This is a genomic window from Mycobacterium kyorinense (assembly GCF_001672775.1).
Lineage (GTDB): Bacteria > Actinomycetota > Actinomycetes > Mycobacteriales > Mycobacteriaceae > Mycobacterium > Mycobacterium kyorinense_A.
Map to the genome: position 1 here is coordinate 51,648 of NZ_LZKJ01000116.1, position 23,820 is coordinate 75,467.

The following is a 23,820-nucleotide window of genomic DNA, read 5'->3' on the forward strand; positions in this document are numbered from 1 at the left end:
TCCCCGCAGACCATGCTCGCGACCCTGTACGCCAAGGCGCTGGACGCCGACTTCGACACTCCGATCCTGGGGGATCGCTACGCCAAGGCCGTCGTCGACCGCATCGACTACGACTGGAAGAAGACCACGATCACCGCGCGCCGGGCCCCGTCGGTGACGACCCGCTCGGCGCATTTCGACAACTGGACGCGTCAATTTCTGGACGCACATCGGCGGGCAGCAGTGCTGCACGTCGGCTGCGGTTTGGACAGTCGGTTCTGGCGGATGCGGCCCGGCTCCGAGGTCGACTGGTATGACATCGACTATCCCGACGTGACCCGGCTCCGCACCCAGCTCTACCCGTCCGCCGATCACTACCACGTCGTCGCCGCCTCGGTCACAGATCCGGCCTGGTTGCCCGACATTCCGAACGACCGGCCCACCCTGATGATCGGCGAGGGGCTGACCATGTATCTGACCGAGCGCGACGGCGTCGCGTTGTTGCGTCGGGTGGTCGAGCGGTTCGACCGCGGCGAGCTGCAGTTCGACGGGTTCAACTGGCTCGGCATCAAGTCGCAGGTGCTTAATACCGTCGTGCGCCGCTCGGGATCGACATTGTCCTGGGCGATCAATGGACCCGACGACATCGTCGAGGCCGTGCCCGGGGTACGGCTGTTGGCCTGGCAGCGGTGGTTTGAGTCGTACACGTTCGCACAGCTGCCGCGCTCATCCCAGTTGATGGGCAACGCCATGGCATTGATTCCGGCGGTTGCGAACATGGCGCAGTATCACCGGTATGCATTCGGAAGCGCCTGACCGCGGGGAATCTTCTCCGCTAGCGGGTGTTGCAACTCCTATCCACACCTGAGGAGATGTCACCATGAGCCACCGGCCTGTCTTGGAACCCAGCACCGGGCACCCGATCACGATTACGCCGACCCAAGGCCGGGTCCGGGTCCGGGTCAACGGCGAGATCGTTGCGGACACCCGCGCCGCGCTTGGGTTGCGAGAAGCCACTATCCCTGTGGTGCAATACATTCCGTTCGACGACGTGGTGCAGGGGCTACTGACCCGGACCGACACCACCACCTACTGCCCGTTCAAAGGCGAAGCCAACTACTACAGCGTGACGACCGCCGCCGGCGACACCGTCTACGACGCGATCTGGACCTACGAGCAGCCCCACCCCGCCGTCGCAGCGATCGCCGGGCATGTCGCGTTCTACCCCGACAAGGCCGACATCAGCGTCGAAGCCGACTGAGGCCCGCTAGGGGGCGGCGGCGTCGAACACTTGCGCCGCCAACCGGGTGTCGCTGTATTCGCGCAATGACGTGATCAGGCCATCGCGGGTTTCGACGATGAAGACGTACGGGCTGTCGTAGCGCCTTCCGTCCGCAGTGACGCCCTCGCCTTGGGCTTCGACCACCACGCTTTCGCCGTCGTTGACGCATTGGATGAGCTCGAGGTCGATCTCGACCTGGCGTTTGCGCCGCTCGAGCTCCTGCCGCAGCGCCGCTTTGTCGATCGATTGGCGGGTGATGATGCTCCAGTAGGTGAAATCGTCGCTCAGCAACGCGAAGCATTCCTCGACGTCTGCACCATCGCAGAGGCACTGCAAGAACATCCACGCCAGTTCGGCCTGGGGATCGTCGAACGGGGTGGTCACAATCGCCATCCTGTCGCGGAAGACGGGTGAGGGTCAATCGTCGGCGGCTGAACCTATGATCCGGGAAGTGAAATCCGCTCGCACCGTCCAATTCCCGGGTGTGGTCAGCCCCGGGATCACGCTGGCGCCGCTGCGCCGCGGTCCGGGCGACCCGTGCTATCAGGTTTCCGACGACGGTGCGATCTGGCGGACCAGCCTGCTGTCCAGCGGGCCCGTCACCGCACGAATCAGCCGGGCCGCGTCGAATGCCGTCGAGGGCACGGCATGGGGAAGCGGCGCTGCGGAGTTCCTCGAGGGGTTGCCCGCCCTGCTGGGCGCCGACGATGACGCGTCGGATTTCCTACCGCGTGACCCGACGGTGGCCGCGGCGCACCGCCGGATTCCGCACCTGCGGCTGGGCCGCACCGGGCAGGTGCTCGAAGCGCTCATCCCGGCCGTCCTCGAGCAGCGGGTCCCCGGTGCTGACGCCTTCCGGTCCTGGCGCGTGTTGGTGACCAAGTTCGGGACACCGCCGCCGGGGCCGGCGCCGAAAGGCATGCGGGTGCCGCCGTCCGCCGAAGCGTGGCGGCGCATCCCGTCGTGGGAGTTTCATCGCGCCAATGTCGATCCCGGGCGGGCCCGCACCGTCGTCGGCTGTGCGCGACGAGCGGCGTCGCTGGAACGGCTGGTGTCACGACCGGCAACCGAGGCGCGCGAAGCGCTGACGTCGTTGCCGGGGGTCGGCATCTGGACGGCGGCCGAGACGGCGCAGCGCGCGTTCGGCGACCCCGATGCGCTCTCGGTGGGTGACTATCACGTTCCCAAGATGATCGGCTGGACGCTGCTGGGGCGCCCAGTCGCCGACGACGTGATGGTCGAGTTGCTGGAACCGATGCGGCCCCATCGGCACCGGGTGGTCCGCCTGCTGTATGCCAGCGGATTGGCGTATGAGCCGCGACGCGGATCGCGGCTTCCCGTGCAGAACATCCGCTCGCTTTAGTCGCCTGACCAGTCGAATCGGGCGATTGTGCGTCCCGGCGCGGCCATGCGGGGGGTTACCCGCGGCGGGCATCGGGTATTGGGGGACGGAAGTGACCGTGTCCGAACGACCTAAGGGAGCAATCGATGACGCAGTTCACTGTGCCGGGCCTGACCGACAAGCAGGGCGCTCAGGTCGCCGAGCTGCTGCAGCGGCAGCTGAGCACCTACAACGATCTTCACCTGACCCTGAAGCACGTCCACTGGAACGTCGTTGGGCCCAACTTCATCGGCGTGCACGAAATGATCGATCCGCAAGTGGAATTGGTGCGCGGTTACGCCGACGAGGTTGCCGAGCGCATCGCTGCCCTGGGCGGGTCGCCGCAGGGCACGCCCGGTGCCGTCATTCGCGATCGCAGCTGGGACGACTATTCGGTCGGCCGCGACACCGTGCAAGCGCATCTGGCCGCGCTCGACGTGGTCTACACCGGCGTGATCGAAGATGTTCGGCGAGCGATCGATGACACCGAGGAACTGGACAAGGTCACCCAGGACATCCTGATCGACCACGCCGCCGAGCTGGAGAAGTTCCAGTGGTTTGTGCGGGCGCACCTGGAGAACTCCGGCGGCAAACTCGCCCACGAGGGCTCACCCACCGAACGGGGCGCGGCCAGCGCGGCTCGTAAGAAGGCGTAACCGGCGGAATAATCGGACCGCAGTCCGGTTATAGCGGGTAGCTCTACCAAGGAGGTACCGTTGCCCGCCATCACCGCCGACACCTTGACCCTGCCGCGAGTGTCCGCCGCGGCCGCCGCCGACACCGAACGGCCGGTCCGGTCGATCACCACCGGCCCGCGCGGCTACGAAGGTGAGGGATTTCCCGTCGTCAGGGCGTTCGCCGGGGTCAGCACAGCGGCGCTGGATCCGTTTGTGCACATGGACCAGATGGGCGCCGTCGAATACCTGCCCGGCGAACCCAGAGGAACCGACTGGCATCCGCACCGCGGCTTCGAAACGGTCACCTACATGATCGATGGCCGGTTCGCCCACCAGGATTCGCACTGCGGCGGTGGGCTGATTGGTGACGGCGCCACCCAATGGATGACGGCGGGTTCGGGCATCCTGCACATCGAGACACCGCCGGCCGAACTGGTCGAAAGCGGAGGGGTGTTCCACGGCATCCAGCTGTGGGTGAATCTGCCGAAAGTGCATAAGTTCGCCGCACCCCGGTACCAGTCCATCGAGGGCGACGACGTCACACTGCTGGCATCCGAGGACGGCGGTGCGCTGATCCGCATCATCGCCGGCGATATCGACGGCCACCGCGGTCCTGGTCGCACGTATACCCCGATTACGTTGGCGCACGCCACTATCGAGCCTGGCGCCCGGCTGAACATCCCGTGGAAGCGAGACTTCAACGCACTGGTCTATGTGCTGTCCGGTCGGGGATCTGTGGGACCGGTGGGACACCCGATCCGGCATGGCCAATTGGCGGTCATGGGACCCGGAGATCGGCTGACCGTCGCCGCCGCCGATTCCCAGGACGCGCCCGCCCCGGCGTTGGAGGTGCTGGTGCTAGGTGGCCGCCCGATTCGAGAGGCAGTGATGCACTACGGGCCGTTCGTGATGAGCACCAAGACGGAGTTGATCGAGGCGATCGAGGACTTTCAGGCGGGCAAGTTCGGCAGCGTTCCGCCCGGCGCGCTGATGCCGCACGGGCCCCGGCGCCCCCGGCTCGGCTAACTCCGGCCGACCCCGACCACGATGACGGGCAGCCTGTAGCTGGCAAACTGATCGGCGTCGGCGGACGCCGATCGCCAACCGCACCGCCCACGGTTGTCCGGTGAGCAACCCCGCCGCCGTCGCGATGTAGGGCGCCCGGCCGCTAGACGTCTTTCGGTGCGCGTAGAGGCGGTTTGCGCGGCGAGACGGCCCATCGAGCCGGGGAGCCGGCAATGTGATCTATGGCACAATCGAGGATGTGCCGCATCCCGCGAGCCGGGGGCCCGGTCGCCCCCCTGCAGCGAAGGCGGCCGACACGCGTAGGCGCATCATGCTTGCGGCTCGGGACGTGTTCAGCGAACGCGGCTACGAGGCCGCCACCTTCCAGGCCATCGCGCTGCGTGCCGACCTCACCCGACCGGCGATCAATCACTACTTTTCGAGTAAACGAGCCCTGTATCACGAAGTCGTGGAGCAGACCAACGACCTGCTGATCCAAGCGGGCATTGCCCGGGCGCAGGGCGAGACGACGTTGATCGGTCAGCTCTCGGCGTTCCTTGCCGCCGCGCTCGAAGCCGACTCCCAAAACCGTTCGGCCGCGAGGTTTCTGGTGACATCCGCGCTGGAATCGCAGCGCCACCCGGATCTGAAAAGCAGCCAGAACGATTCGATGCGACGGACCCGCGAATTCCTGATCCAGGCAAGCCGCGACGCGATCGAACGCGGCGAACTCACCGCCGATACCGATGCCGAATCGTTGACCGAAGTGCTGCTGGCGGTGTTGTGCGGGGTGGGCTTCTACTCCGGCTTTGTGGAAAGCGCTCACGAGATGGAAGCGGTCATCACCGAATTGGCGCGCCTGCTGGCCGGCGCGCACTGGCGGCCGCAGTAGGTGTTCACCGGCAGTGAGATAAGGCACAGCGGCATATAGGTTGCCTAACTTATTAGGTAGCATGGGCCGCGGCATGACTGATCTGGACGAAGCGCACTGCGTACGAACCGCTGGCGATAGCTGGGACATCATCGAAAGTGTCGGCGCCACTGCGGTGATGGTTGCCGCCGCCCGCGCCGTCGAGACCGAATCGGCCGATCCGCTGATTCGCGACGAGTTCGCCCGTGTGCTGGTGACGGCAGCGGGTGCGGGCTGGACGCAGTTGGCCAACCCGGACCTGGAATGGATCGGCGACGACGAGCCCGGCCGACGAGCCCACCGCGTGGCCGTCGACTACCAGGCCGTGCGCACGCATTTCTTCGACGAATACTTCACCGAGGCGGCCCAGCGCGGTGTGCGACAGGCGGTGATCCTGGCCGCCGGGCTCGACTCGCGCGCCTACCGGCTGGACTGGCCGGCGGGCACCACCGTCTATGAGATCGATCAGCCCAAAGTGCTGCAGTACAAGTCAAGCGTCCTGGAATCGGCCGGCGCGGCTCCCCGTGCTGCGCGCCAGCCGGTCGCAGTGGACCTGCGGGACGACTGGCCGGCCGCACTGGATGCAGCCGGCTTCGACCGTACCCAGCCCACGGCATGGCTGGCCGAGGGTTTGCTGCCCTACCTGCCCTCCGATGCCCAGGACCGGCTTTTCGAGAAGATCAGTGCACTGAGCGCGCCCGGCAGCCAGTTCGCCGTCGAGGTCTTCAGCTTCGACGCCACCAACGAGCGGCGCCGAGCGGCCCGACGCGCACGGTGGGCGCGCATGCAGCGGCTCGGGTTGGACGTCAACGTGGAAAGCCTGACCTACCGCGAAGGCGACCGCGCCGACGCCGCGCGGTGGCTGACCGAGCACGGCTGGCAGATACATGCAGTGGGCAACCGCGACGAAATGACCCGGCTCGGCCGACCGATCCCCCACGACCTGCTCGAAGAGAGCATCGTCAGCACGTTGGTGCGCGCGCGACTCACGCCAACCAGCTGACCGGTCACTCGCATTGGCAGAAATGGAATCACGATGAGCACCCTGCGCAGCCACGACGACACCTGGGACATCACCACCAGCGTCGGCAGCACCGCCGTGATGGTGGCGGCCGCTCGAGCCGTCGAGACGGACAGCCCCGACCCACTGATTCGTGACCCCTACGCGAAACTCCTTGTCGCCGATGCGGCCACCGGGGTGTGGGAGGCCATGCTCGATGATTCGATGGTCGCCAAGATCGAGGCCGCCGACCCGGAGACGGCGGCGATCTTCCACCACATGCGCAGCTACCAAGCGGTGCGCACCCACTTTTTCGACGCCCACTTCGCCGGCGCCATGGCCGCCGGCATCCGGCAAGTCGTGATCCTGGCTTCCGGCCTGGATTCCCGCGCCTACCGGTCGGATTGGCCGGCCGGTACCACGCTCTACGAGATCGACCAGCCCAAGGTGCTGGCCTACAAGTCCGCGACGCTGGAGGCGCACGGCGTCACGCCGTCGGTTGACCGGCGGGAAGTGCCGATCGACCTGCGCCAGGACTGGCCGGCCGCGCTGCGCGGCCAAGGCTTCGACGCCGCGGCGCCGACCGCCTGGTTGGCCGAAGGGCTATTGATGTATTTGCCTGCCGACGCCCAAGACCGGCTGTTCGCGCAGATCACCGAGCTGAGTGCACCGGGAAGCCGTATCGCTGCCGAAACCGCCGCCAGCCATGCCGACGAGCGGCGCCAGGAAATGCGGGAGCGCTTCGAGCGGGTGGCCGAGGAGCTCGGCTTCCAGCAGACGGTCGACGTCGGCGACCTGATCTACCACGACCCGAATCGCGCCGACGTCGCCGAATGGCTCAACGGCCACGGCTGGCGGGCGACGTCGCAGCACTCGCTCGACGAGATGCAGCGGCTGGACCGCGCGGTGCCGGGCGTGCCGATGGCCGACGACAAGGACGCGTTCTCGCACTTCGTTACCGCGGAGCGCACGTAGCTCCGGCCTGACCGGGCATCTGTTGCCCAACCGGGTGGTTGATTAGGATTGGGCTTCCGCCGGTCAGGAAGGGGACCCCTGTGACCACCGAAGCCGCCGCAAACACCGCCACAACGCCCGGCAGCGACGTCGCGAAAACCGTCGCTCGGCTGCGGCAGACTTTCGCGACCGGAAGAACCCGAAGTCTGGAATGGCGGCGCAGCCAGTTGCGTGGCCTCGAGCGGATGATGACCGAAAACGAGTCGGCGATCGCCGCCGCGCTCGAAACCGACCTCGACCGCAAACCGTTCGAGGCGTGGCTGGCCGACAGCGCATCCACCGCCGGGGAAGCGCGCTACGCCGCCAAACACGTCAAAAAATGGATGCGTCGCAAGTACCGCCTCCTCGAGCTCGCGCAGCTGCCGGGGCGCGGCTGGGTGGAGTACGAGCCCTACGGCACGGTGTTGATCATCGGCGCATGGAACTACCCCTTCTACTTGACGCTCGGTCCGGCGGTAGGAGCGATCGCCGCCGGCAACGCGGTGGTGCTCAAGCCTTCGGAAATCGCACCGGCGTCGTCGGCGCTGATGGCCGAGCTGGTGCCCAAGTATCTGGACAGCGACGCGATCGCGGTGGTCGAGGGCGACGGCGCGGTCAGCCAGGAATTGATCGCCCAGGGCTTCGACCGGGTGTTGTTCACCGGGGGCACTGAGATCGGCCGCAAAGTCTATGAGGGCGCGGCGCCGCATCTGACGCCGGTCACGCTCGAGTTGGGCGGAAAGAGCCCGGTGATCGTGGCGGCCGACGCCGACGTCGACGTCGCGGCCAAGCGGATCGCCTGGATCAAACTGATGAACGCCGGGCAGACCTGCGTGGCACCCGATTACGTGCTGGCCGACACCACGATCCGCGACGAGCTGGTCGACAAGATCGGCGAGGCCATCACGAAGTTCCGGGCTGCGGAACCGGGCGGGATGCGCATTGTCAACCAACGTCAATTCGACCGGCTGACCGGCTATCTGTCCGACACGAAAGGAACGATCGCGTTGGGCGGCGAGTTCGATGCCGCGGCCCTGCGCCTGCAGCCCACCGTCGTCGTCGACCCTGACCCCGACGAGCCGCTGATGACCAGCGAGATCTTCGGCCCGATCTTGCCGATCATTTCGGTGCAATCACTCGACGACGCAATACGTTTCGTCAACTCGCGGCCCAAGCCGTTGTCGGCCTACCTGTTCACCAAGACCCGGGCCGTCCGGGAGCGGGTGATCTCCGAGGTGCCGGCGGGCGGCATGCTGGTCAACCATCTCGCCTTCCAGGTGACCACCGCCAAGCTGCCGTTCGGCGGAGTCGGTGCCTCGGGCATGGGCGCCTACCACGGCCGGTGGGGCTTCGAGGAATTCAGCCACCGCAAGACGGTGCTGACCAAGCCGACCCGACCCGACGTCTCGAGCATGATCTACCCGCCGTATACAGAGAAGGCGTGGAAGTTGGCACGCCGGCTGTTCTGAGGTACCAGCGTCCGAATTAGACCGCCTGGCGACGACGTGGGCCGTGCTGCGGCCTGAGAAGGAGTCGGGTAATCGATAACCGAAAGGAAGTCCATGCCTGGAGTGCAAGATCGTGTCGTCGTCGTCACCGGAGCCGGCGGGGGACTGGGGCGCGAGTACGCCCTGACTCTTGCGCGCGAAGGCGCCAGCGTCGTCGTCAACGACCTCGGCGGAGCGCGCGACGGTACCGGTGCAGGTTCGGCGATGGCCGACCAGGTGGTCGCCGAGATCAAAGACGCGGGCGGCCGCGCGGTCGCCAACTACGACAGCGTCGCGGATGAGAGCGGTGCGGCCAACATCGTCAAGACAGCGCTCGACGAATTCGGCGCCATCCACGGTGTGGTGAGCAACGCCGGGATTCTGCGGGACGGCACCTTCCACAAGATGTCGTTCGAGAACTGGGACGCCGTGCTCAAAGTGCACCTCTACGGCGGCTACAACGTAATCCGTGCCGCCTGGCCGCACTTCCGTGAGCAGAGCTACGGCCGGGTGGTGGTGGCAACGTCGACTAGCGGGTTGTTCGGCAACTTCGGCCAGGCCAACTACGGGGCGGCCAAGCTGGGCCTGGTGGGCTTGATCAACACGTTGGCGCAAGAGGGCGCCAAGTACAACATTCACGCCAACGCGCTGGCGCCGATCGCCGCCACGCGGATGACCCAGGACATCCTGCCGCCCGAGGTGTTTGAAAAGCTCACACCGGAATTCGTGGCGCCGGTGGTCGCCTACCTGTGCACCGAGGAATCGGACGACACCGGATCGGTGTTCATCGTCGGTGGCGGCAAAGTGCAGCGCACGGCGCTGTTCCAGAACGACGGCGTCACCTTCGAGAATCCGCCGTCCGTCGACGACATCGCCGGGCAGTGGTCGACGATCACCGACCTCTCCGGGGCGCAGCAGGCCAAGTTCTCGTTATAGCGGCATGCCGTGAAAGCCTGTGTAGTACAGGAACTCTCAGGCCCGTCGGGCATGGTGTACACCGACGTCGATGATGTCTGCGGTAACCAGGACACGGTGGTCGTCGACGTCTGCGCCGCCGGGGTGTGCTTTCCCGACCTGCTGTTAAGCAGAGGCGAATACCAACTGAAGCTGCCACCGCCGTTCATACCCGGCATGGAGGCCGCGGGCGTGGTGCGCTGGGCGCCTGAAGAATCCGGTGTCCGGGTAGGCGAGCGGGTATCGGCGTTCGGGGTGCTCGGCGGCTTCGCCGAGCAGGTGGTTGTGCCTGTCGACAACGTGATCCGCAGCCCCGCGGAACTCGATGACGCCGAGGCGGTGTCGCTGCTGGTCAACTACAACACGATGTATTTCGCACTGACCCGCCGGGCTGCGATGCGGCCGGGAGACACGGTTCTGGTGCTGGGCGCGGCCGGCGGGGTGGGCACCGCGGCGATTCAGGTGGCCAAAGCGATGGGTGCCTGTGAAGTGATCGCCGTGGTTCACCGATCGGGTGCAACGGAATTCGTCGAGTCGCTGGGCGCCGACGTGGTGCTGCCGTTGACCGAGGGCTGGGCGCAGGCGGTGCGTGACGTCACTTATGGCCGCGGCGTCGACATCGTCGTCGATCCCGTCGGCGGGGATGCGTTCGACGACGCCATCCGGGTGCTGGCCGTCGACGGCAAGCTACTGGTCATCGGCTTCGCTGCCGGCGGCATTCCTACCGTCAAAGTCAATCGGCTACTCCTGCGCAACGTCAGCGTGGTGGGCGTGGCTTGGGGCGAATACCTCAACAAGGTGCCGGGCTCGGCCAAGTTGTTCGCCTGGGGTCTTAGTGAACTGGTGGCGCTGGGGCTCAAACCACCGCCGCCGCAACGCTATCCGCTGTCGGATGGGCCCGCCGCGCTGCAGCGCCTGGCTGACGGCGGCGTGCTCGGCAAGGTGGTTTTGGAGCCGTAGTGAGCACCGGTGGGGTGGTCTTGGTCGCGCTCGCGATCGCCATCGGCCTCATCGGCGTCGTTGTACCGATGCTGCCAGGGTCGGCGCTGGTATTTGCGGCTATCGCGGTGTGGGCTGCCGTCGAGCGGACGGCCACGTCGTGGGTGACGCTTGGCGTCGCTGCCGCGCTGCTGGGCGCCGGCGTGGTGGTCAAGTATCTGTGGCCGGTGCGTCGGATGCGCCGTGCCGAGGTGGCGATGTCGAGTCTTGTCGTCGGTGGATTGCTCGGCATCGTCGGTTTTTTCGTGATTCCGGTACTGGGGTTGCCGATCGGCTTCGTGGGCGGCATCTATCTGGCTGAGTTGACACACGGGCGCGACCAGCGAAGCGCATGGGTAGCAACCGTGCACGCATTGAAAGGCGTGGCGCTGTCCGTGGGTGTAGAACTGACCGCCGCGCTGCTCGCCACTGTGGCGTGGATTATCGCCGTCGCTTTCTAGGGTATCGGCGGGCACCGAGACCAAGTGGAAGTAGCGTATGGCCTGCGGGTCGACCGACTCCGCATCGGAGGTGCTGTAGATGCTGGCGGCCGGGTCGATGGTGGCCGGATACCGTATCGAACGCATCCTTGGTGTCGGCGGGATGGGCGCGGTGTACCTGGCCGCCAATCCGACCCTGCCGCGATTCGACGCACTCAAGGTCCTGTCCCCCGAGCTGTCACGTGATCCCGATTTCCGGGCCCGCTTCACCCGCGAAGCCGATGTGGCCGCCGCGCTGCAACATCCGCAGATCGTCTCGGTGTACAACCGCGGGCACACCGATGACGGCCAGCTGTGGATTGCCATGCAATTCGTCGACGGCACCGACGCCGACGACGCGCTGCGCGCAGGGACCATGACACCGCAGCGCGCCGTGCACATCATCACCGAGGTAGCCAAAGCTTTGGACTTCGCCCATCAACGTCATGTCGTGCACCGCGACGTCAAGCCCGCGAATTTTTTGCTCTCCGGGCCCGTAGGCGTCCAAGAGCAAGTGCTGCTAGGCGATTTCGGCATCGCCCGCGCCCTCGACGACGTCGGTTTGACCGCAACCGGATCGGTGATGGCCACCATCGCCTATGCGGCACCGGAAGTGTTGTCCACCTCGCGGTTTGACGGCCGCGCCGACATCTACTCGTTGGGCTGCACACTGTTTCGGCTTCTGACCGGCAAGCCCCCGTTTTCCGGCCGCAATGGGCCGGCCGCCGTGATGCTGGCTCATCTGCAACAGCCCCCGCCACGCGTCACCGATCTCGTGCCCGGATTGCCGCCCGCGCTCGACTACGTGATCGCGACCGCGATGGCAAAGGATCCCGGCGCCCGGTTCGCCACCGCGTCCGACTTGGCCCACGCGGCCGCAGCCGCGCTGCGCGACCCCACCCTGAGGTTACGAGCGCCGATGCCGGCGGTGCCGACCACCGACGTCGTTTCCTACCCGCAGATGCAGGGCAGCGACAGCGCACCGTGGTGGCAAAACGAGGCACCGCGCACCATGGGCACCCCGGCCGCACCCCCGCCAGCGCCCCAGCGGCGCCGGCGGACCGTCATCGGTGCCGGCATCGGCGCGGCGGCGCTGGTTGTGGCAACAGCAGTCGCCGTGGCGGTATGGCCGGATGCGGCCGACAGCACCCCGCGTGGTCCCGCCGCACAATCCAATCCGACACCAGCGCTGTCATCAGTACCGGCCCCAAGCTTCCAATCCGCCGCCACCGACATCGCGCCGGACCAATTGCGCTCAATTCTGCTGACCGCCGCCGAGCTTCCCCAATCCGGTGGCGCACCGATGGCGCTCGAGCAAGACACCACCGGCCTGGCCGACGACGCCGGCACCGTCGCCCCGGCTGACCAGCAGTGCCTCAACGCCTGGGCACCTGCGCAACAGTCGGTGTACCACGCAACGCGGTCCGCGCCCAACGTCGTCGTCACCGGGGCCGCGATCCAAACCCTGCGCGGCCTCAACCAGAAACCGTGGCAGGATGGCCTGGTCCAGGCCGTGGTGTCATTCGCGACCGAAAATTCGGCCAACGGCTTTTATGTCCGCCAACGTGGCGCAGTGGAGCTGTGCGGCGGCAAGACAATCACCGTCCTCCCGTCCGGCTCGCCGCCGCAAACCTGGGAGTTCACCCACCCGGTCACCACCACCGGCGTTTACACCGTGACCGCCACCCTGCACGGCGAGAATGGAACCTGCCAACACGGGATAATGCCGCGCGGCAACGTGATGATCGACATCCGGCAATGCCGGGCCGGCGGCGGCGCCGACGTCGCCGCCTTGGTTCTCGCGACCGCAGCCAAGGTGCCACACCAGTGAGAAGGTGCCCAATGTCCATGAACGCCTTGAGGCTAACCGGAGTTCTGCTGTGCGCCGCTGCGATCTCTGCCGCATGCGCGCACACCACGGGCGGTACTCCCGTCTTGCCGGATGTCAGCACATCGGCGCATGCCGGCGCACCCGGCCCGACGACGTCGCCGGCGCCCGCACCTGTCCCCACTGATGAAGAGCAGATTCGCCGAACCGTCATGGCTTTCGGAGATGCGTACAACACCGAAAACTGGGACGCCTACACGGAATTGATGTGCGCGCCGATGCGGGCCCGATTCACCGGTACGGTGATGGATTACCTCAAGAAAGATCGGACCAACACCGGGGTCACGACGGTGTCCATCACGTCGGTATCCGTCGACGGCGACAACGCCATAGTCACCATGGATTCGCACAACGAAGCCCTGGGATCGGCATCGGCCAGCTTGCCGGTGAAGCGCGACGAGGACGGGTGGAAAATCTGCCAAACCTACTGATAACCGCCACACTTTCTGCACGCCTTGGCGTTTCGGTGCTATCCAGTGCACTCTTCGTCGCGCTGGTCGGCTGCAGCACGACCACTGGCGGTGTCGCTACCACACCGCCTGCTCCACCCGCTAGCTCGGTCAACGCGTCGCTGCTGGACCCGGGCCGGTTTCCGACGACACCGCAACCACCAGCCGGCACCGCCGGCTCAGAACAGGCGGGGCGCCTGGCAGAGGGTCACCGGATGGCCAACTACACAGTCGGACCCTGGCAAGTGGATCCTGCCCTGAACTCCCACCTCAGCGGAGACGCCGCCGTCATCGACACCTACGACCAACTGGGCCAGGTGCTGTGGGCGTGGGTTGTCGGCGGCGCCTGGGGACAACCCTTCCTCGTCGGATTCACCTCCGAGCGCCACAGCACTGCGGGGCCTCAAAAGTCACTGCGCAACGCCGTGCTGCGCTTCGCCGACGACCGCGCGGCATCGGCTGTTGCGCAAGGCTTTCACGACAAAGCCATGTCTTTTCCCCGCCTCGAGGACGTCATGCCCATCGTGACCGAACCCGAACAGTCCACCCCCATACCCGGCCATCCCGACGCCCACGGGGCACTCATCACTTACCAGCAAGGCGCCGAACGCCTCCAGGAGCTGATCGTAGCCACCGCACACGGTCCCTACGTCCTCGTCCAGGTCATCCACTGCGCAGCCACACCAGATTGCCCAGTACAACTCGCCGCACACACCCTCGACTTGCAACTTCCGCTGATCGACTCCTTCACGCCCACCGACCCCAGCCAGTTCGCCACGTTGCCTCTCGATCCCACCGGCCTCGTCGCTCGCACGCTTCCCATGCCACCTGACCAGGCCACCTCCACGACAGGGGCCGCCTACGAGCCGGCCGGTGCACTGCACTTCGAAAACGACCCGGCCGCCGTCGGGCCGGCTCTCAACTCCGCGAAGGTCGACGAGGTCTCCATCAACCGCGCGACGATCTATCGCGCCGCCACCCCCGAGGCGGCTCAGAAGCTGCTGCAGGCTTACAGCGACACGCTGTCGGCGACCAAAGGCGCCCAATCCGCCGACGGTGTGCCCGGCCTACCGCAGAGCCGCTGCACGCTGATACCAGGAGCCGGCGGACTCATTCCGCACCACTGGTGTCTAGCCACCGTCGAGAAGTACATGATCAAAACCGTTGCCCGCCAACTGGACACCGCACACCAGCAAGCAGCCGCCCAGTACCGCATCCTGGTCGGCAGTTAGATTCCGAATCAGCCCAGCAGCGCTTCGCGAAGCCGATCGACATCAGACTCCGTGATGCCCGCATCGCGCAGGTAGCCATCCAGCGATCCATAGGTTTCGTCGATCGTGCGGCGCGCCGCATCCAGGTATTCCTCGCGGACACCGAGGACCTCATCGGAAAGCCGCGCTTCGGTGAATGTCATTACCTCGGGCGTCAACTCGCTCTCCGAGCGTTGCTGGATCATTTCCAGGATCCGTTCCCGAAGCTGTGCCGCGGCGTCGTTGCTGCGCAGGTAGTCGGCCAGCACCGCGTCTCGGTCAATACCGATCGCTTCCAGCACTACCGCGACCATGAAGCCGGTGCGGTCCTTGCCGGCGAAGCAATGCGCCAGCACCGGGCGCCCGGCGGCCAGCAGCATGACGATCCGGCGCAGCGCCGGCTGCGCACCGTTGTAGGTGGGGAACCGGCGGTACTCGTCGACCATGTAACGGGCAGCTGCGTCGGCGACGGATTCTTCGTCCGGCTTCTCGGTCATCATGCGCTGCCACGCATGTTCGTGCGGCGCAGCGCCATCCGTCGAATCGGCGGCGAGGTCGGGGATCGGCAGCAGGTGAATGTCGACGTCGCCGGGCACCCGGCCCGGACCGCGGCGCTCGACCTCGCGCGGCGAACGTAAATCGGCGACATCGGTGATACCCAGCCGGCGCAGCGCGTCGCGCCCGTCATCGTCGAGTCGGCTCAGCTCACCGGAACGGAACAACCGGCCCGGCCGCAGGCCGGCCGACATGGCGACGTCACGAAAGTTGACTGCGCCGGACAACTCGCGAATCTCGGTGGTCACTATGTAACCGCCGCAGCGAAAACGCTTTTCGCGCGGCCGATTTCGGCCCGTGCGATCGATCGCATGTGCACCTCGTCGGGTCCGTCGAAGATCCGCATGGCGCGGTGCCACGCGTAGAGCCGGGCCAACGCCGTGTCCTCGCTGACCCCGGCTGCTCCGTGGACCTGGATAGCGCGGTCGATGACATTACAGGCCACTTGCGGGGCCACCGCCTTGATTTGCGACACCAACAGGTGGGCAGCCTTGTTGCCGTGTTGGTCGATGGTCCATGCCGCCTTCTCGCATAACAGCCTGGCTTGATCGATCTCGTTGCGGGACGCGGCAATTGCCTGCTGGACGAGCCCTTGGTCGGCCAGGGGACGGCCGAACGCAATTCGGCTGTTGGCGCGGTGCACCATGAGTGCCAGCGCACGTTCGGCGCCGCCCAGCGCACGCATGCAGTGGTGGATGCGGCCGGGCCCCAGCCGCGCTTGAGCGATCGCGAAGCCGCCGCCTTCTTCGCCGAGCAGGTTGGTGACGGGTACCCGGACGTTGTCATAGATGATCTCGCAGTGTCCGGGCTGGTCCTGGTAACCGAAAACCGATGTCGAGCGGACCACGGTCACACCAGGCGTGTCGATGGGCACCAGGACCATCGACTGTTGCTGGTGGCTGGCCGCCTCAGGGTTGGTGCGGCCCATCACAATCAGGATTTTGCAGCGCGGATCGGCCGCCCCGGATGTCCACCACTTGCGGCCGTTGATCACGTAGTCGCCGCCGTCGCGCACGATCGAGGTCTCGATGTTGCGAGCGTCGCTGCTGGCGACCGCCGGCTCGGTCATCGAAAAGGCGCTGCGGATCTCGCCGGCGAGCAACGGCTCCAGCCACTGTTGGCGTTGTTCCTCGGTGGCGAACAGGTGCAGGGTCTCCATATTGCCGGTATCGGGGGCCGCGCAGTTGAGCGCCTCGGGCGCGATCTCCAGGCTCCAGCCGGTCTGCTCGGCCAGCGGCGCGTACTCCAGGTTGGTCAGGCCCGACTCCGCGGGCAGGAACAAGTTCCACAGCCCGCGCTCTTTGGCCTTGGTCTTCAGTTCCTCGATGACCGGCGGCACCGTGTGATCGCCTGCGCCGGCTTCGCGGCGGTAGCGGTCATACTCAGCTTCGGCCGGAAAGACATGCTCGGCCATGAAGTCGGACAGCCGCTTGTGGTAGTCGCTCGCTTTGGCTGACATCGCGAAGTCCATGCCGTCACGATAAGCCACGGTGAATCGGGCGCAGGATGAACATCATGACCGAGACACGTCCACCGCTTCCGCCGTTCACTCTCGAGACGGCGATCCGAAAGGTTCAGTCCGCCGAAGACGCGTGGAACACCCGCGATCCGGAGAAGGTCGCGGCCGCCTACACCGTCGACTCGCAGTGGCGTAACCGCGACGAGCATGTCGCGGGCCGCGACGAGATCATTGCGTTCTTGACCCGCAAGTGGCAGCGCGAACTCGACTACGTGCTGCGTAAGAGCCTGTGGGCCTTTCAGGGCAACCGCATCGCGGTGCGGTTCCAATACGAGTGCCACGACCATGCCGGCCAGTGGTATCGCAGCTACGGCAACGAGCTGTGGGAGTTCACCGACACCGGTCTGATGGCCCGGCGGGAGGCCAGCATCAACGACGTCGCGATCGACGCCGCCGAGCGCCGCTACTTCGGTCCCCGCCCGGAAGCCGAGCACGGCCGCGACATCCCGCTGTGGTGACGCGGCTGCCGTCTGCTCGCGGCGGGTCAGCGACCGCCAGTTAGGGTGAGGGCCGATCCACTGGGGTAGGGAAAACACAAGGAAGCCGATGGCAGAAACGCAGACGACCGTCGGGGTGGTCGCCGAGTCCGGAGCCGACGAGCGGCGGGTAGCGCTCGTGCCCAAGGCGGTCGCACCGCTGGTCAAAAGCGGTGTAGCCGTCGTCGTCGAGTCGGGCGCCGGGGAGCGGGCGTTGCTTCCCGACGAGCTGTACACCGACGCCGGGGCCACCATCGGCGACGCCTGGGCCGCCGACATCGTCGTGAAGGTCGCACCGCCCAGCGCCGACGAGGTGCGCCGGCTCAAGAGCGGCCAGACCCTGATCGGCTTCCTCGCCCCGCGGAACGCGGACAACCAGGTGGACGCGCTGACCAAAGCCGGCGTCCAGGCGTTCGCGTTGGAATCGATCCCCCGGATCTCCCGGGCTCAAGTGATGGACGCGCTGTCGTCGCAAGCCAATGTGGCCGGCTACAAGGCGGTGCTGCTGGCGGCCTCGGAGTCGACCCGGTTTTTTCCGATGCTGACCACCGCGGCGGGGACGGTGAAGCCGGCCACCGTGCTGGTACTCGGGGTGGGCGTGGCCGGACTGCAGGCACTGGCAACGGCCAAGCGGCTGGGTGCCCGCACGTCGGGCTACGACGTTCGGCCCGAAGTGGCCGACCAGGTCCGCTCCGTGGGCGCGCAGTGGCTCGATGTCGGCATCGATGCCTCCGGTGAAGGTGGATACGCCCGTGAGCTCACCGACGAAGAGCGCGCCCAGCAGCAGAAGGCGTTGGAAGAGGCGATCAGCGGGTTCGACGTGGTCATCACCACCGCGCTGGTGCCGGGCAAACCCGCGCCACGGCTGGTGACCGCCGCGGCGGTGGAGGGGATGAAGCCCGGCAGCGTGGTCGTCGACCTCGCCGGGGAAACCGGCGGCAACTGCGAGCTGACCGAGCCCGGCCAAACCGTCGTCAAAGAGGACGTCACGATTGCGGCCCCGCTGAACTTGCCCGCGACGATGCCTGAGCACGCCAGCGAGCTCTACAGCAAGAACATCACCGCGCTGCTGGACCTGCTGATCACCGACGGCAAGCTGGCCCCCGACTTCGACGACGAAGTGGTGGCCGCCGCGTGTGTCACACGCGCCGGCGACGATGCAGTGGGGGTACCCCCAGCCGCGCAGCGGCGAGGGGGACGAAGCGATGGGGAGGAGCGGCGCTTGACTCAGAGGGAGGACGCCTAGATGTACGACGACCTTCTGGCCAACCTGGCGATCCTGGTGCTGTCCGGCTTCGTCGGTTTCGCCGTGATCTCCAAGGTGCCGAATACGCTGCACACCCCGCTGATGTCGGGCACCAACGCCATCCACGGCATCGTGGTGCTCGGCGCGCTGCTGGTGCTCGGGCGTATCGAACACCCGACGCTGGCCCAGCAGATCATCCTGTTCGTCGCGCTGGTGTTCGGGACCCTGAACGTCATCGGCGGCTTCATCGTCACCGACCGGATGCTGGGCATGTTCAAGGGCAAGAAACCGGTGCCGGTGAAAGCCGAGACGGACGGGCAAGGCCGATGAACTACCTCGTCACGGTCCTCTACCTCGTCGCGTTTTCTCTCTTCATCTACGGCCTGATGGGCCTGACCGGCCCCAAGACGGCGGTGCGCGGCAACTGGATCGCCGCGATCGGGATGGCCATCGCGGTAGCCGCCACGCTGATCCTCATCCGGCACACCGACCACTGGCCGCTGATCATTGCCGGCCTGGTGCTCGGCGTCGTGCTCGGCGTTCCGCCGGCCCGGCTGACCAAGATGACCGCGATGCCGCAGCTGGTGGCGTTCTTCAACGGCGTCGGCGGCGGCACGGTGGCGCTGATCGCGTTGTCGGAGTTCATTGACACCACCGGGTTTTCGGAGTTCCAGCACGGCGAGTCGCCGACCGTGCACATCGTGGTGGCATCGCTGTTCGCCGCGATCATCGGCTCGATCTCGTTCTGGGGGTCGATCATCGCGTTCGGCAAGCTGCAGGAGATCATCTCCGGCCGGCCGATCGGGGTGGGCAAGGCGCAGCAGCCGCTGAACCTGCTGCTGTTGGCCGCGGCCGTCGCCGCCGCGGTGGTGATCGGGCTGCACGCCCATCCGGGCAGCGGCGGGGTTTCGCTGTGGTGGATGATCGGCCTGCTGGCCGCCGCCGGCGTGCTGGGTCTGATGGTGGTGCTGCCGATCGGCGGCGCGGACATGCCCGTGGTGATCTCGATGCTGAACGCGATGACCGGCTTGTCCGCGGCGGCGGCCGGGCTGGCGTTGAACAACACCGCGATGATCGTGGCCGGCATGATCGTCGGCGCGTCCGGTTCGATCCTGACCAACCTGATGGCCAAGGCGATGAACCGCTCCATCCCGGCCATCGTTGCGGGCGGTTTCGGGGGCGGCGGGGTGGCCCCAGGCGGCGGCGACGGCGGCGACAAGCACGTCAGGTCCACCTCCGCCGCCGACGCGGCGATCCAGATGGCCTACGCCAACCAGGTGATCGTGGTGCCGGGCTATGGGCTGGCGGTCGCGCAGGCTCAGCACGCCGTCAAGGACATGGCCGCGTTGCTGGAAAACCGCGGCGTGCCGGTGAAATACGCGATCCACCCCGTCGCCGGCCGGATGCCCGGTCACATGAACGTGCTGCTGGCCGAGGCCGAGGTCGACTACGACGCGATGAAAGACATGGACGACATCAACGACGAGTTCGCCCGCACCGACGTCACGCTGGTGATCGGCGCCAACGACGTCACCAACCCGGCGGCCCGCAACGAGTCGTCGAGTCCGATCTATGGGATGCCGATCCTCAACGTGGACAAGTCCAAGTCGGTGATCGTGCTCAAGCGGTCGATGAATTCAGGGTTCGCGGGCATCGACAACCCGCTGTTCTACGCCGAGGGCACCACGCTGCTGTTCGGTGACGCCAAGAAGTCCGTATCGGCAGTGACGGAGGAGCTCAAAGCCCTCTAGACCGGCGGATATGCCGGCGGTGGGTAGCCGTTGCCGTCGACGACGCCGCGCAAACCCCAGGGCACATAGCGGAAGAAGAACTCGACCTCGTCGGAAAAGTCGTAGTCCGGATTCGGGTCCATCTGACCATCTCTTTTCAGTCGCCTCTTGCTTCGTTGAGCAGTCTAGTCCCATCGGTCAACGCCGCGACAGACAACACTTAAACTGTCCAACTAGTTGATTGACACCCGGAGACGCTCCGGACCTGCTGATAGTGAGTAGACATGCCATCCGAGAACGGGCAATCCCGCCGCGAGGAGTTGTTGACCGTTGCCACCAAGCTGTTCGCCGCGCGCGGTTACCACGGCACAAGGATGGACGACGTCGCCGATGTGGTCGGCCTGAACAAGGCGACCGTTTACCACTATTACGCCAGCAAGTCGCTGATTCTCTACGACATCTATCAGCAGGCTGCCGAACGCACGCTGGCCGCGGTGCACGACGATCCGTCGATGTCCGCGCGCGAGGCGCTGTATCAGTACACGGTGCGGTTGCTCAACCAGATCGCCGCCAACCCGGAAGGGGCGGCGGTGTATTTCCAGGAGCAGCCCTACATCACCGAGTGGTTCAGCGAGGAACAGGTCGCCGCGGTCCGCGAGAAGGAAACGCAGGTCTATGAGCATGTGCACGACCTCATCGATCGGGGGATCGCCAGCGGCGAGTTTTACGAATGCGACTCCCACGTGCTGGCGTTGGGCTACATCGGGATGACGCTGGGCGCCTACCGGTGGCTGCGGCCCAGCGGACGCCGAACGGCCAAGGAAATCGCCGCAGAATTCAGCACTGCGTTGCTGCGTGGCCTGATCCGCGACGAGACCGTCCGCGCCGAGTCACCGCTGGGCGTCAGAACCGAAATCGATACAGCCGGTCGTAGTTCCTGACGGCAGGAATCGCGGTCAGCAGTCGGTAGACCAGACGTTGCGGCTTGAGCGGGATCTTGTCGGGGTCAAGGAACATGACCCGGTCAATCAGGCGTAGCCGTGGGTTCCACTCTGATAACTCATGGCCGTCGTGGGTTCCCCATTTGGTGATTCCCGACGTGGAAAACTTGGACAGCAGCGGAGAATTCGAGAACCGCGGGCCCCACGGTGAGAGCAGGTCGGCCAGCAGCTCGCCGGTGGCAAAGCGATCTGTCAGCCGCGTCAGCAGATCGCGTAATTCGGTTTCGGTGAGATACATCAGCAGACCCTCGGCGACGATCAACGCGGGACGATCCATTGGGACCTGGTCCAACCAGCCGGGTTCGGTGACTGACGAGCCGATCATCGTGTAGCCGGGGTAGTCGTCGTACAGCCGGCGCCTCAGGTCGATGACTTCGGGCACGTCGACGTCGAACCAGCTCACCCCGCGCGGCACGTCGAGGCGATACGCGCGACTGTCCAGCCCGCACCCCAAGTGCAACACGACGGCTTGCGGATTGTGGCGCAGGAAATCGCCGGCCCAGACGTCGAGTTGCTTGGCGCGCAACGCAACCAGGAACTGGTTGGCCCATGGCTGAGCGGTCCGGTGCATTCGGCCGAAATCGTAGTCAATTCGGTCGACTGCTTCGGCCGCCGCCCGGTCACCGAGAACCGGCTGCTCCAACCGACTTTCGTAGGCCCGTAGGTACAGCGTGCACAGATTGGTCCATTCCACAGAACCCCAGCGCACCCCGGAGAAGTCGAGCTTGTTCGTCATGGCGTTCTATCTTGAGGGGTCGGCGCGCAGCGTCGATGGCCGACCCGCAGACTGATGGCCATGACTGACATGTTTCGACTCGACGGGAAGGTCGTCGTGGTGACCGGCGGCGGTCGCGGCATCGGCGTGATGATGGCCAGGGGCCTGCTGCAGGCCGGCGCCACGGTGTATCTGTCCAGCCGTAAGGAAGCCGAGCTGGAGTCGGCGGTGGCCGAGCTGTCGGCCCACGGCACGGTCCATGCCATCCCGGCCGATCTGGGCACGGCCGACGGGGTGCAGGCGCTGGCTGGGGGGCTGGCCGGTCGGGAGGACGCCATCCACGCCTTGTTCAACAATGCCGGCGCTGCGTGGGGAGCGCCGTTCGGCGAGTTCCCGGAGTCCGGCTTCGACAAGGTTTTCAACGTCAACGTCAAGGGAGTGTTTCTGTTGACCCGCGCACTGGTGCCGATGCTGACCGCGGGCGCGACCGATGACGACCCGGCGCGGGTGATCAACACCGGCAGCATCGACGGGATCGTCGCCCCCGAACGTGGCAGAGACAACTTCTCCTACAGCGCCAGCAAGGCCGCCGTGCACATGCTCACCAAGCACCTGGCCGGTGAACTGGCACCGCGAATTCTGGTCAACGCCATCGCGCCCGGGCTCTTCCAATCCCGGATGACCAAGGAGTTGTTGCGGGCCGGACCGGACGCGGTGGGCTCGCTGCTGCCGCTGGGGCGGATCGGCCAGCCCGAGGACATGGCCGGCATCGCGGTGTTCCTCGCCAGCCGGGCCAGTACCTACATCACCGGTGCGGTGATTCCCGTCGACGGCGGCGCGACCGTCATCCGCTAAGCCGCTGGGGAGAGACTGCGCCGAGTGGGCGGTTTCATCCGCAACACGCCGCGGAAGGCGTATGAGATCGCACAGTCGGCGCCGTGACTGGTCGGTCTGGGCTCAGGCGGCCAGGTGCCGGTCGAGGAACGCGAGCTGGTCGGCGATGACGCGCTCGAACGCGTCGTCGACGTAGATCGCGAAGTGGCCCTCAGGGTAGGTCTTGACCTCGCCACGCGGCGCTTCGGCGGCGTAGCGCTGGGTGGGGCCGGCAGGAGCCACCGAGTCGGTTTCGCACACGCAGAACAGGATGGGGCAGGGGATTTTCGCGGCCAGCCGACCCGGCCGGTAGGTCATGATCTTCGGTCCGACCCGGGCGGCAACCTGATTGGGCAGCTGTGCCCCCTCGGGCACCAGCCGCATATACCCGGGATACGCGTCGGGCGTGTTCATCAACGCCACCTCGCCCGGATTGCCCGCTGTGGCAACCATTACCGGCGGTCTTCCCAGCCCGGCCGCAACCACGTCACGAACTCCCAGTGCGGTGATGCGCGCAGTGGTCAGCGGATTGAGTGTGCGCGCCGACGCGATACCGTCGGTAAACGGGCACTGCGCGACGACGGCGGCGATGCCCGGCAGTCTGGCCGCGGTCGCGATCACATGCCCACCGCTAAACGACGTGCCCCACAGCCCAATTCGATCGTGGTCGACACCCGCGAGGGTACGGGCGTACGCGACGGCGGCAATCCAGTCTTGTTGTTGCATTCTGATGTCGAGGAGCTGGCGCGGCTGGCCCTCGCTGTCGCCGAAGTTGCGGTAGTCGAAGACCAGACAGGCGTAACCGGCCGCGCTGAAGCGTTCGGCGTAGGCGTCGAGTCGCATCGTGCGCACCGCGCCCAGGCCGTGCGCCATCACCAGCAGCGGGGTGATACCGGTGCTGTCTGGCCGGTAGAGCCAGGCACTGATCCGGTCGTGACCGGAGTTGAACCACACATCCTCGCGTTGGGCCATGTGCCGCATCATTCCGTACCG

26 protein-coding genes and 1 pseudogene are annotated in these 23,820 nt (G+C 66.4%); 21 read left to right on the forward strand and 6 right to left on the reverse strand.

Going from position 1 to position 23,820, the window contains the following annotated elements:
* Nucleotides 1-12: 12 nt before the first annotated feature.
* Together A5707_RS12400 and A5707_RS12405 are read left to right on the forward strand one after the other, a co-directional pair.
* On the forward strand, nt 13-795 hold the full coding sequence (locus A5707_RS12400) for a class I SAM-dependent methyltransferase (RefSeq protein ID WP_065014838.1): 783 nt from the start codon (nt 13-15) through the stop codon (nt 793-795).
* Between the two features lie 64 nt (nt 796-859).
* Nucleotides 860-1,240, forward strand: coding sequence for a DUF427 domain-containing protein (locus A5707_RS12405; protein WP_065014761.1), 381 nt, complete (start codon nt 860-862; stop codon nt 1,238-1,240).
* Between the two features lie 6 nt (nt 1,241-1,246).
* Here A5707_RS12405 and A5707_RS12410 read toward each other — a convergent pair whose 3' ends face one another.
* Entirely contained in the window at nt 1,247-1,654 is a 408-nt protein-coding gene (locus A5707_RS12410; RefSeq protein WP_156657848.1) for a nuclear transport factor 2 family protein, read from the reverse strand.
* 46 nt (nt 1,655-1,700) lie between these two features.
* On the opposite strand from A5707_RS12410, the gene A5707_RS12415 reads away from it, so the two are divergent.
* From A5707_RS12415 to A5707_RS12475, 13 genes are all read left to right on the forward strand, one after another.
* Nucleotides 1,701-2,624 carry a DNA-3-methyladenine glycosylase family protein gene (locus tag A5707_RS12415; RefSeq protein ID WP_156657851.1) on the forward strand — a complete coding sequence of 308 codons (924 nt, stop codon included), beginning with the start codon at nt 1,701-1,703 and terminating at the stop codon, nt 2,622-2,624.
* Nucleotides 2,625-2,749: 125 nt separating this feature from the next.
* Nucleotides 2,750-3,298, forward strand: coding sequence for a DNA starvation/stationary phase protection protein Dps (gene dps / locus A5707_RS12420; protein ID WP_065014762.1), 549 nt, complete (start codon nt 2,750-2,752; stop codon nt 3,296-3,298).
* A gap of 60 nt (nt 3,299-3,358) precedes the next feature.
* Nucleotides 3,359-4,345: a pirin family protein gene (locus A5707_RS12425; RefSeq protein ID WP_065014763.1), complete on the forward strand. Its 987-nt coding sequence runs from the start codon at nt 3,359-3,361 to the stop codon at nt 4,343-4,345.
* Nucleotides 4,346-4,655: 310 nt separating this feature from the next.
* Entirely contained in the window at nt 4,656-5,216 is a 561-nt protein-coding gene (locus A5707_RS12430) for a TetR/AcrR family transcriptional regulator (protein ID WP_156657853.1), read from the forward strand.
* A 73-nt stretch (nt 5,217-5,289) separates the two neighbouring features.
* The gene (locus A5707_RS12435) at nt 5,290-6,237 is read left to right on the forward strand and encodes a class I SAM-dependent methyltransferase (RefSeq protein ID WP_065014842.1); all 948 of its coding nucleotides are present in this window, start codon (nt 5,290-5,292) and stop codon (nt 6,235-6,237) included.
* 33 nt (nt 6,238-6,270) lie between these two features.
* A complete protein-coding gene (locus A5707_RS12440) occupies nt 6,271-7,209 on the forward strand; it encodes a class I SAM-dependent methyltransferase (protein WP_065014764.1) in 939 nt (312 codons plus the stop codon).
* A gap of 80 nt (nt 7,210-7,289) precedes the next feature.
* Nucleotides 7,290-8,696, forward strand: a complete 1,407-nt coding sequence (locus A5707_RS12445) for an aldehyde dehydrogenase family protein (RefSeq protein ID WP_065014765.1) — start codon at nt 7,290-7,292, stop codon at nt 8,694-8,696.
* A 93-nt stretch (nt 8,697-8,789) separates the two neighbouring features.
* Nucleotides 8,790-9,650, forward strand: coding sequence for an SDR family oxidoreductase (locus tag A5707_RS12450; RefSeq protein WP_065014766.1), 861 nt, complete (start codon nt 8,790-8,792; stop codon nt 9,648-9,650).
* A 9-nt stretch (nt 9,651-9,659) separates the two neighbouring features.
* A complete protein-coding gene (locus A5707_RS12455) occupies nt 9,660-10,628 on the forward strand; it encodes an NADPH:quinone oxidoreductase family protein (protein ID WP_065014767.1) in 969 nt (322 codons plus the stop codon).
* Complete coding sequence (locus A5707_RS12460) at nt 10,628-11,107, forward strand: DUF456 domain-containing protein (protein WP_065014768.1); 480 nt, start codon at nt 10,628-10,630, stop codon at nt 11,105-11,107. The genes A5707_RS12455 and A5707_RS12460 overlap by 1 nt, the downstream gene beginning before the upstream one ends.
* A gap of 79 nt (nt 11,108-11,186) precedes the next feature.
* The gene (locus tag A5707_RS24770) at nt 11,187-12,956 is read left to right on the forward strand and encodes a serine/threonine-protein kinase PknH/PknJ (RefSeq protein WP_082969425.1); all 1,770 of its coding nucleotides are present in this window, start codon (nt 11,187-11,189) and stop codon (nt 12,954-12,956) included.
* A gap of 17 nt (nt 12,957-12,973) precedes the next feature.
* Complete coding sequence (locus tag A5707_RS23835) at nt 12,974-13,444, forward strand: hypothetical protein (protein ID WP_156657858.1); 471 nt, start codon at nt 12,974-12,976, stop codon at nt 13,442-13,444.
* Nucleotides 13,445-13,479: 35 nt separating this feature from the next.
* Nucleotides 13,480-14,694: a DUF7373 family lipoprotein gene (locus A5707_RS12475; RefSeq protein ID WP_082969426.1), complete on the forward strand. Its 1,215-nt coding sequence runs from the start codon at nt 13,480-13,482 to the stop codon at nt 14,692-14,694.
* An 8-nt stretch (nt 14,695-14,702) separates the two neighbouring features.
* Here the strand turns inward: A5707_RS12475 and A5707_RS12480 are convergent, their stop codons facing one another.
* Together A5707_RS12480 and A5707_RS12485 are read right to left on the reverse strand one after the other, a co-directional pair.
* Complete coding sequence (locus A5707_RS12480; protein WP_065014770.1) at nt 14,703-15,515, reverse strand: tyrosine-protein phosphatase; 813 nt, start codon at nt 15,513-15,515, stop codon at nt 14,703-14,705.
* The gene (locus tag A5707_RS12485) at nt 15,515-16,726 is read right to left on the reverse strand and encodes an acyl-CoA dehydrogenase family protein (RefSeq protein WP_065014845.1); all 1,212 of its coding nucleotides are present in this window, start codon (nt 16,724-16,726) and stop codon (nt 15,515-15,517) included. Before A5707_RS12485 ends, A5707_RS12480 begins: the two co-directional genes overlap by 1 nt.
* Nucleotides 16,727-16,782: 56 nt before the next feature.
* On the opposite strand from A5707_RS12485, the gene A5707_RS12490 reads away from it, so the two are divergent.
* From A5707_RS12490 to A5707_RS12505, 4 genes and pseudogenes are all read left to right on the forward strand, one after another.
* On the forward strand, nt 16,783-17,244 hold the full coding sequence (locus tag A5707_RS12490) for a DUF1348 family protein (protein ID WP_065014846.1): 462 nt from the start codon (nt 16,783-16,785) through the stop codon (nt 17,242-17,244).
* Nucleotides 17,245-17,332: 88 nt separating this feature from the next.
* A pseudogene (locus tag A5707_RS12495) lies at nt 17,333-18,433 on the forward strand (Re/Si-specific NAD(P)(+) transhydrogenase subunit alpha); the annotation flags it as partial.
* A gap of 75 nt (nt 18,434-18,508) precedes the next feature.
* Complete coding sequence (locus A5707_RS12500; RefSeq protein ID WP_065014771.1) at nt 18,509-18,838, forward strand: NAD(P) transhydrogenase subunit alpha; 330 nt, start codon at nt 18,509-18,511, stop codon at nt 18,836-18,838.
* The gene (locus A5707_RS12505; RefSeq protein WP_065014772.1) at nt 18,835-20,259 is read left to right on the forward strand and encodes an NAD(P)(+) transhydrogenase (Re/Si-specific) subunit beta; all 1,425 of its coding nucleotides are present in this window, start codon (nt 18,835-18,837) and stop codon (nt 20,257-20,259) included. The genes A5707_RS12500 and A5707_RS12505 overlap by 4 nt, the downstream gene beginning before the upstream one ends.
* On the opposite strand, the gene A5707_RS23840 is transcribed toward A5707_RS12505, so the two are convergent.
* Nucleotides 20,256-20,381: a hypothetical protein gene (locus tag A5707_RS23840; protein ID WP_156657862.1), complete on the reverse strand. Its 126-nt coding sequence runs from the start codon at nt 20,379-20,381 to the stop codon at nt 20,256-20,258. The genes A5707_RS12505 and A5707_RS23840 overlap by 4 nt on opposite strands.
* 141 nt (nt 20,382-20,522) lie before the next feature.
* Here A5707_RS23840 and A5707_RS12510 point away from each other — a divergent pair, with 141 nt between their 5' ends.
* Nucleotides 20,523-21,179, forward strand: coding sequence for a TetR/AcrR family transcriptional regulator (locus A5707_RS12510; protein ID WP_065014773.1), 657 nt, complete (start codon nt 20,523-20,525; stop codon nt 21,177-21,179).
* On the opposite strand, the gene A5707_RS12515 is transcribed toward A5707_RS12510, so the two are convergent.
* Nucleotides 21,142-21,975 (reverse strand): class I SAM-dependent methyltransferase, encoded by an 834-nt coding sequence (locus A5707_RS12515; RefSeq protein WP_065014774.1) that lies wholly within the window; start codon nt 21,973-21,975, stop codon nt 21,142-21,144. The genes A5707_RS12510 and A5707_RS12515 overlap by 38 nt on opposite strands.
* Nucleotides 21,976-22,035: 60 nt before the next feature.
* On the opposite strand from A5707_RS12515, the gene A5707_RS12520 reads away from it, so the two are divergent.
* The gene (locus A5707_RS12520) at nt 22,036-22,809 is read left to right on the forward strand and encodes an SDR family oxidoreductase (protein WP_065014847.1); all 774 of its coding nucleotides are present in this window, start codon (nt 22,036-22,038) and stop codon (nt 22,807-22,809) included.
* Between the two features lie 102 nt (nt 22,810-22,911).
* Here A5707_RS12520 and A5707_RS12525 read toward each other — a convergent pair whose 3' ends face one another.
* Nucleotides 22,912-23,799 carry an alpha/beta hydrolase gene (locus tag A5707_RS12525; protein WP_065014848.1) on the reverse strand — a complete coding sequence of 296 codons (888 nt, stop codon included), beginning with the start codon at nt 23,797-23,799 and terminating at the stop codon, nt 22,912-22,914.
* Between the last annotated feature and the right edge of the window lie 21 nt (nt 23,800-23,820).

Bases quoted from the DNA above. Each gene is read 5' to 3' on its own strand.
- A5707_RS12400 (WP_065014838.1), top strand. From the start codon at position 13: ATGCTCGCGACCCTGTACGCCAAGGCGCTGGACGCCGACTTCGACACT.
- A5707_RS12405 (WP_065014761.1), top strand. From the start codon at position 860: ATGAGCCACCGGCCTGTCTTGGAACCCAGCACCGGGCACCCGATCACG.
- A5707_RS12410 (WP_156657848.1), bottom strand. From the start codon at position 1,654: ATGGCGATTGTGACCACCCCGTTCGACGATCCCCAGGCCGAACTGGCG.
- A5707_RS12415 (WP_156657851.1), top strand. From the start codon at position 1,701: ATGATCCGGGAAGTGAAATCCGCTCGCACCGTCCAATTCCCGGGTGTG.
- dps (WP_065014762.1), top strand. From the start codon at position 2,750: ATGACGCAGTTCACTGTGCCGGGCCTGACCGACAAGCAGGGCGCTCAG.
- A5707_RS12430 (WP_156657853.1), top strand. From the start codon at position 4,656: ATGCTTGCGGCTCGGGACGTGTTCAGCGAACGCGGCTACGAGGCCGCC.
- A5707_RS12435 (WP_065014842.1), top strand. From the start codon at position 5,290: ATGACTGATCTGGACGAAGCGCACTGCGTACGAACCGCTGGCGATAGC.
- A5707_RS12440 (WP_065014764.1), top strand. From the start codon at position 6,271: ATGAGCACCCTGCGCAGCCACGACGACACCTGGGACATCACCACCAGC.
- A5707_RS12450 (WP_065014766.1), top strand. From the start codon at position 8,790: ATGCCTGGAGTGCAAGATCGTGTCGTCGTCGTCACCGGAGCCGGCGGG.
- A5707_RS24770 (WP_082969425.1), top strand. From the start codon at position 11,187: ATGCTGGCGGCCGGGTCGATGGTGGCCGGATACCGTATCGAACGCATC.
- A5707_RS23835 (WP_156657858.1), top strand. From the start codon at position 12,974: ATGAACGCCTTGAGGCTAACCGGAGTTCTGCTGTGCGCCGCTGCGATC.
- A5707_RS12485 (WP_065014845.1), bottom strand. From the start codon at position 16,726: ATGTCAGCCAAAGCGAGCGACTACCACAAGCGGCTGTCCGACTTCATG.
- A5707_RS12490 (WP_065014846.1), top strand. From the start codon at position 16,783: ATGACCGAGACACGTCCACCGCTTCCGCCGTTCACTCTCGAGACGGCG.
- A5707_RS12500 (WP_065014771.1), top strand. From the start codon at position 18,509: ATGTACGACGACCTTCTGGCCAACCTGGCGATCCTGGTGCTGTCCGGC.
- A5707_RS12505 (WP_065014772.1), top strand. From the start codon at position 18,835: ATGAACTACCTCGTCACGGTCCTCTACCTCGTCGCGTTTTCTCTCTTC.
- A5707_RS23840 (WP_156657862.1), bottom strand. From the start codon at position 20,381: ATGGACCCGAATCCGGACTACGACTTTTCCGACGAGGTCGAGTTCTTC.
- A5707_RS12510 (WP_065014773.1), top strand. From the start codon at position 20,523: ATGCCATCCGAGAACGGGCAATCCCGCCGCGAGGAGTTGTTGACCGTT.
- A5707_RS12515 (WP_065014774.1), bottom strand. From the start codon at position 21,975: ATGACGAACAAGCTCGACTTCTCCGGGGTGCGCTGGGGTTCTGTGGAA.
- A5707_RS12520 (WP_065014847.1), top strand. From the start codon at position 22,036: ATGACTGACATGTTTCGACTCGACGGGAAGGTCGTCGTGGTGACCGGC.
- A5707_RS12525 (WP_065014848.1), bottom strand. From the start codon at position 23,799: ATGGCCCAACGCGAGGATGTGTGGTTCAACTCCGGTCACGACCGGATC.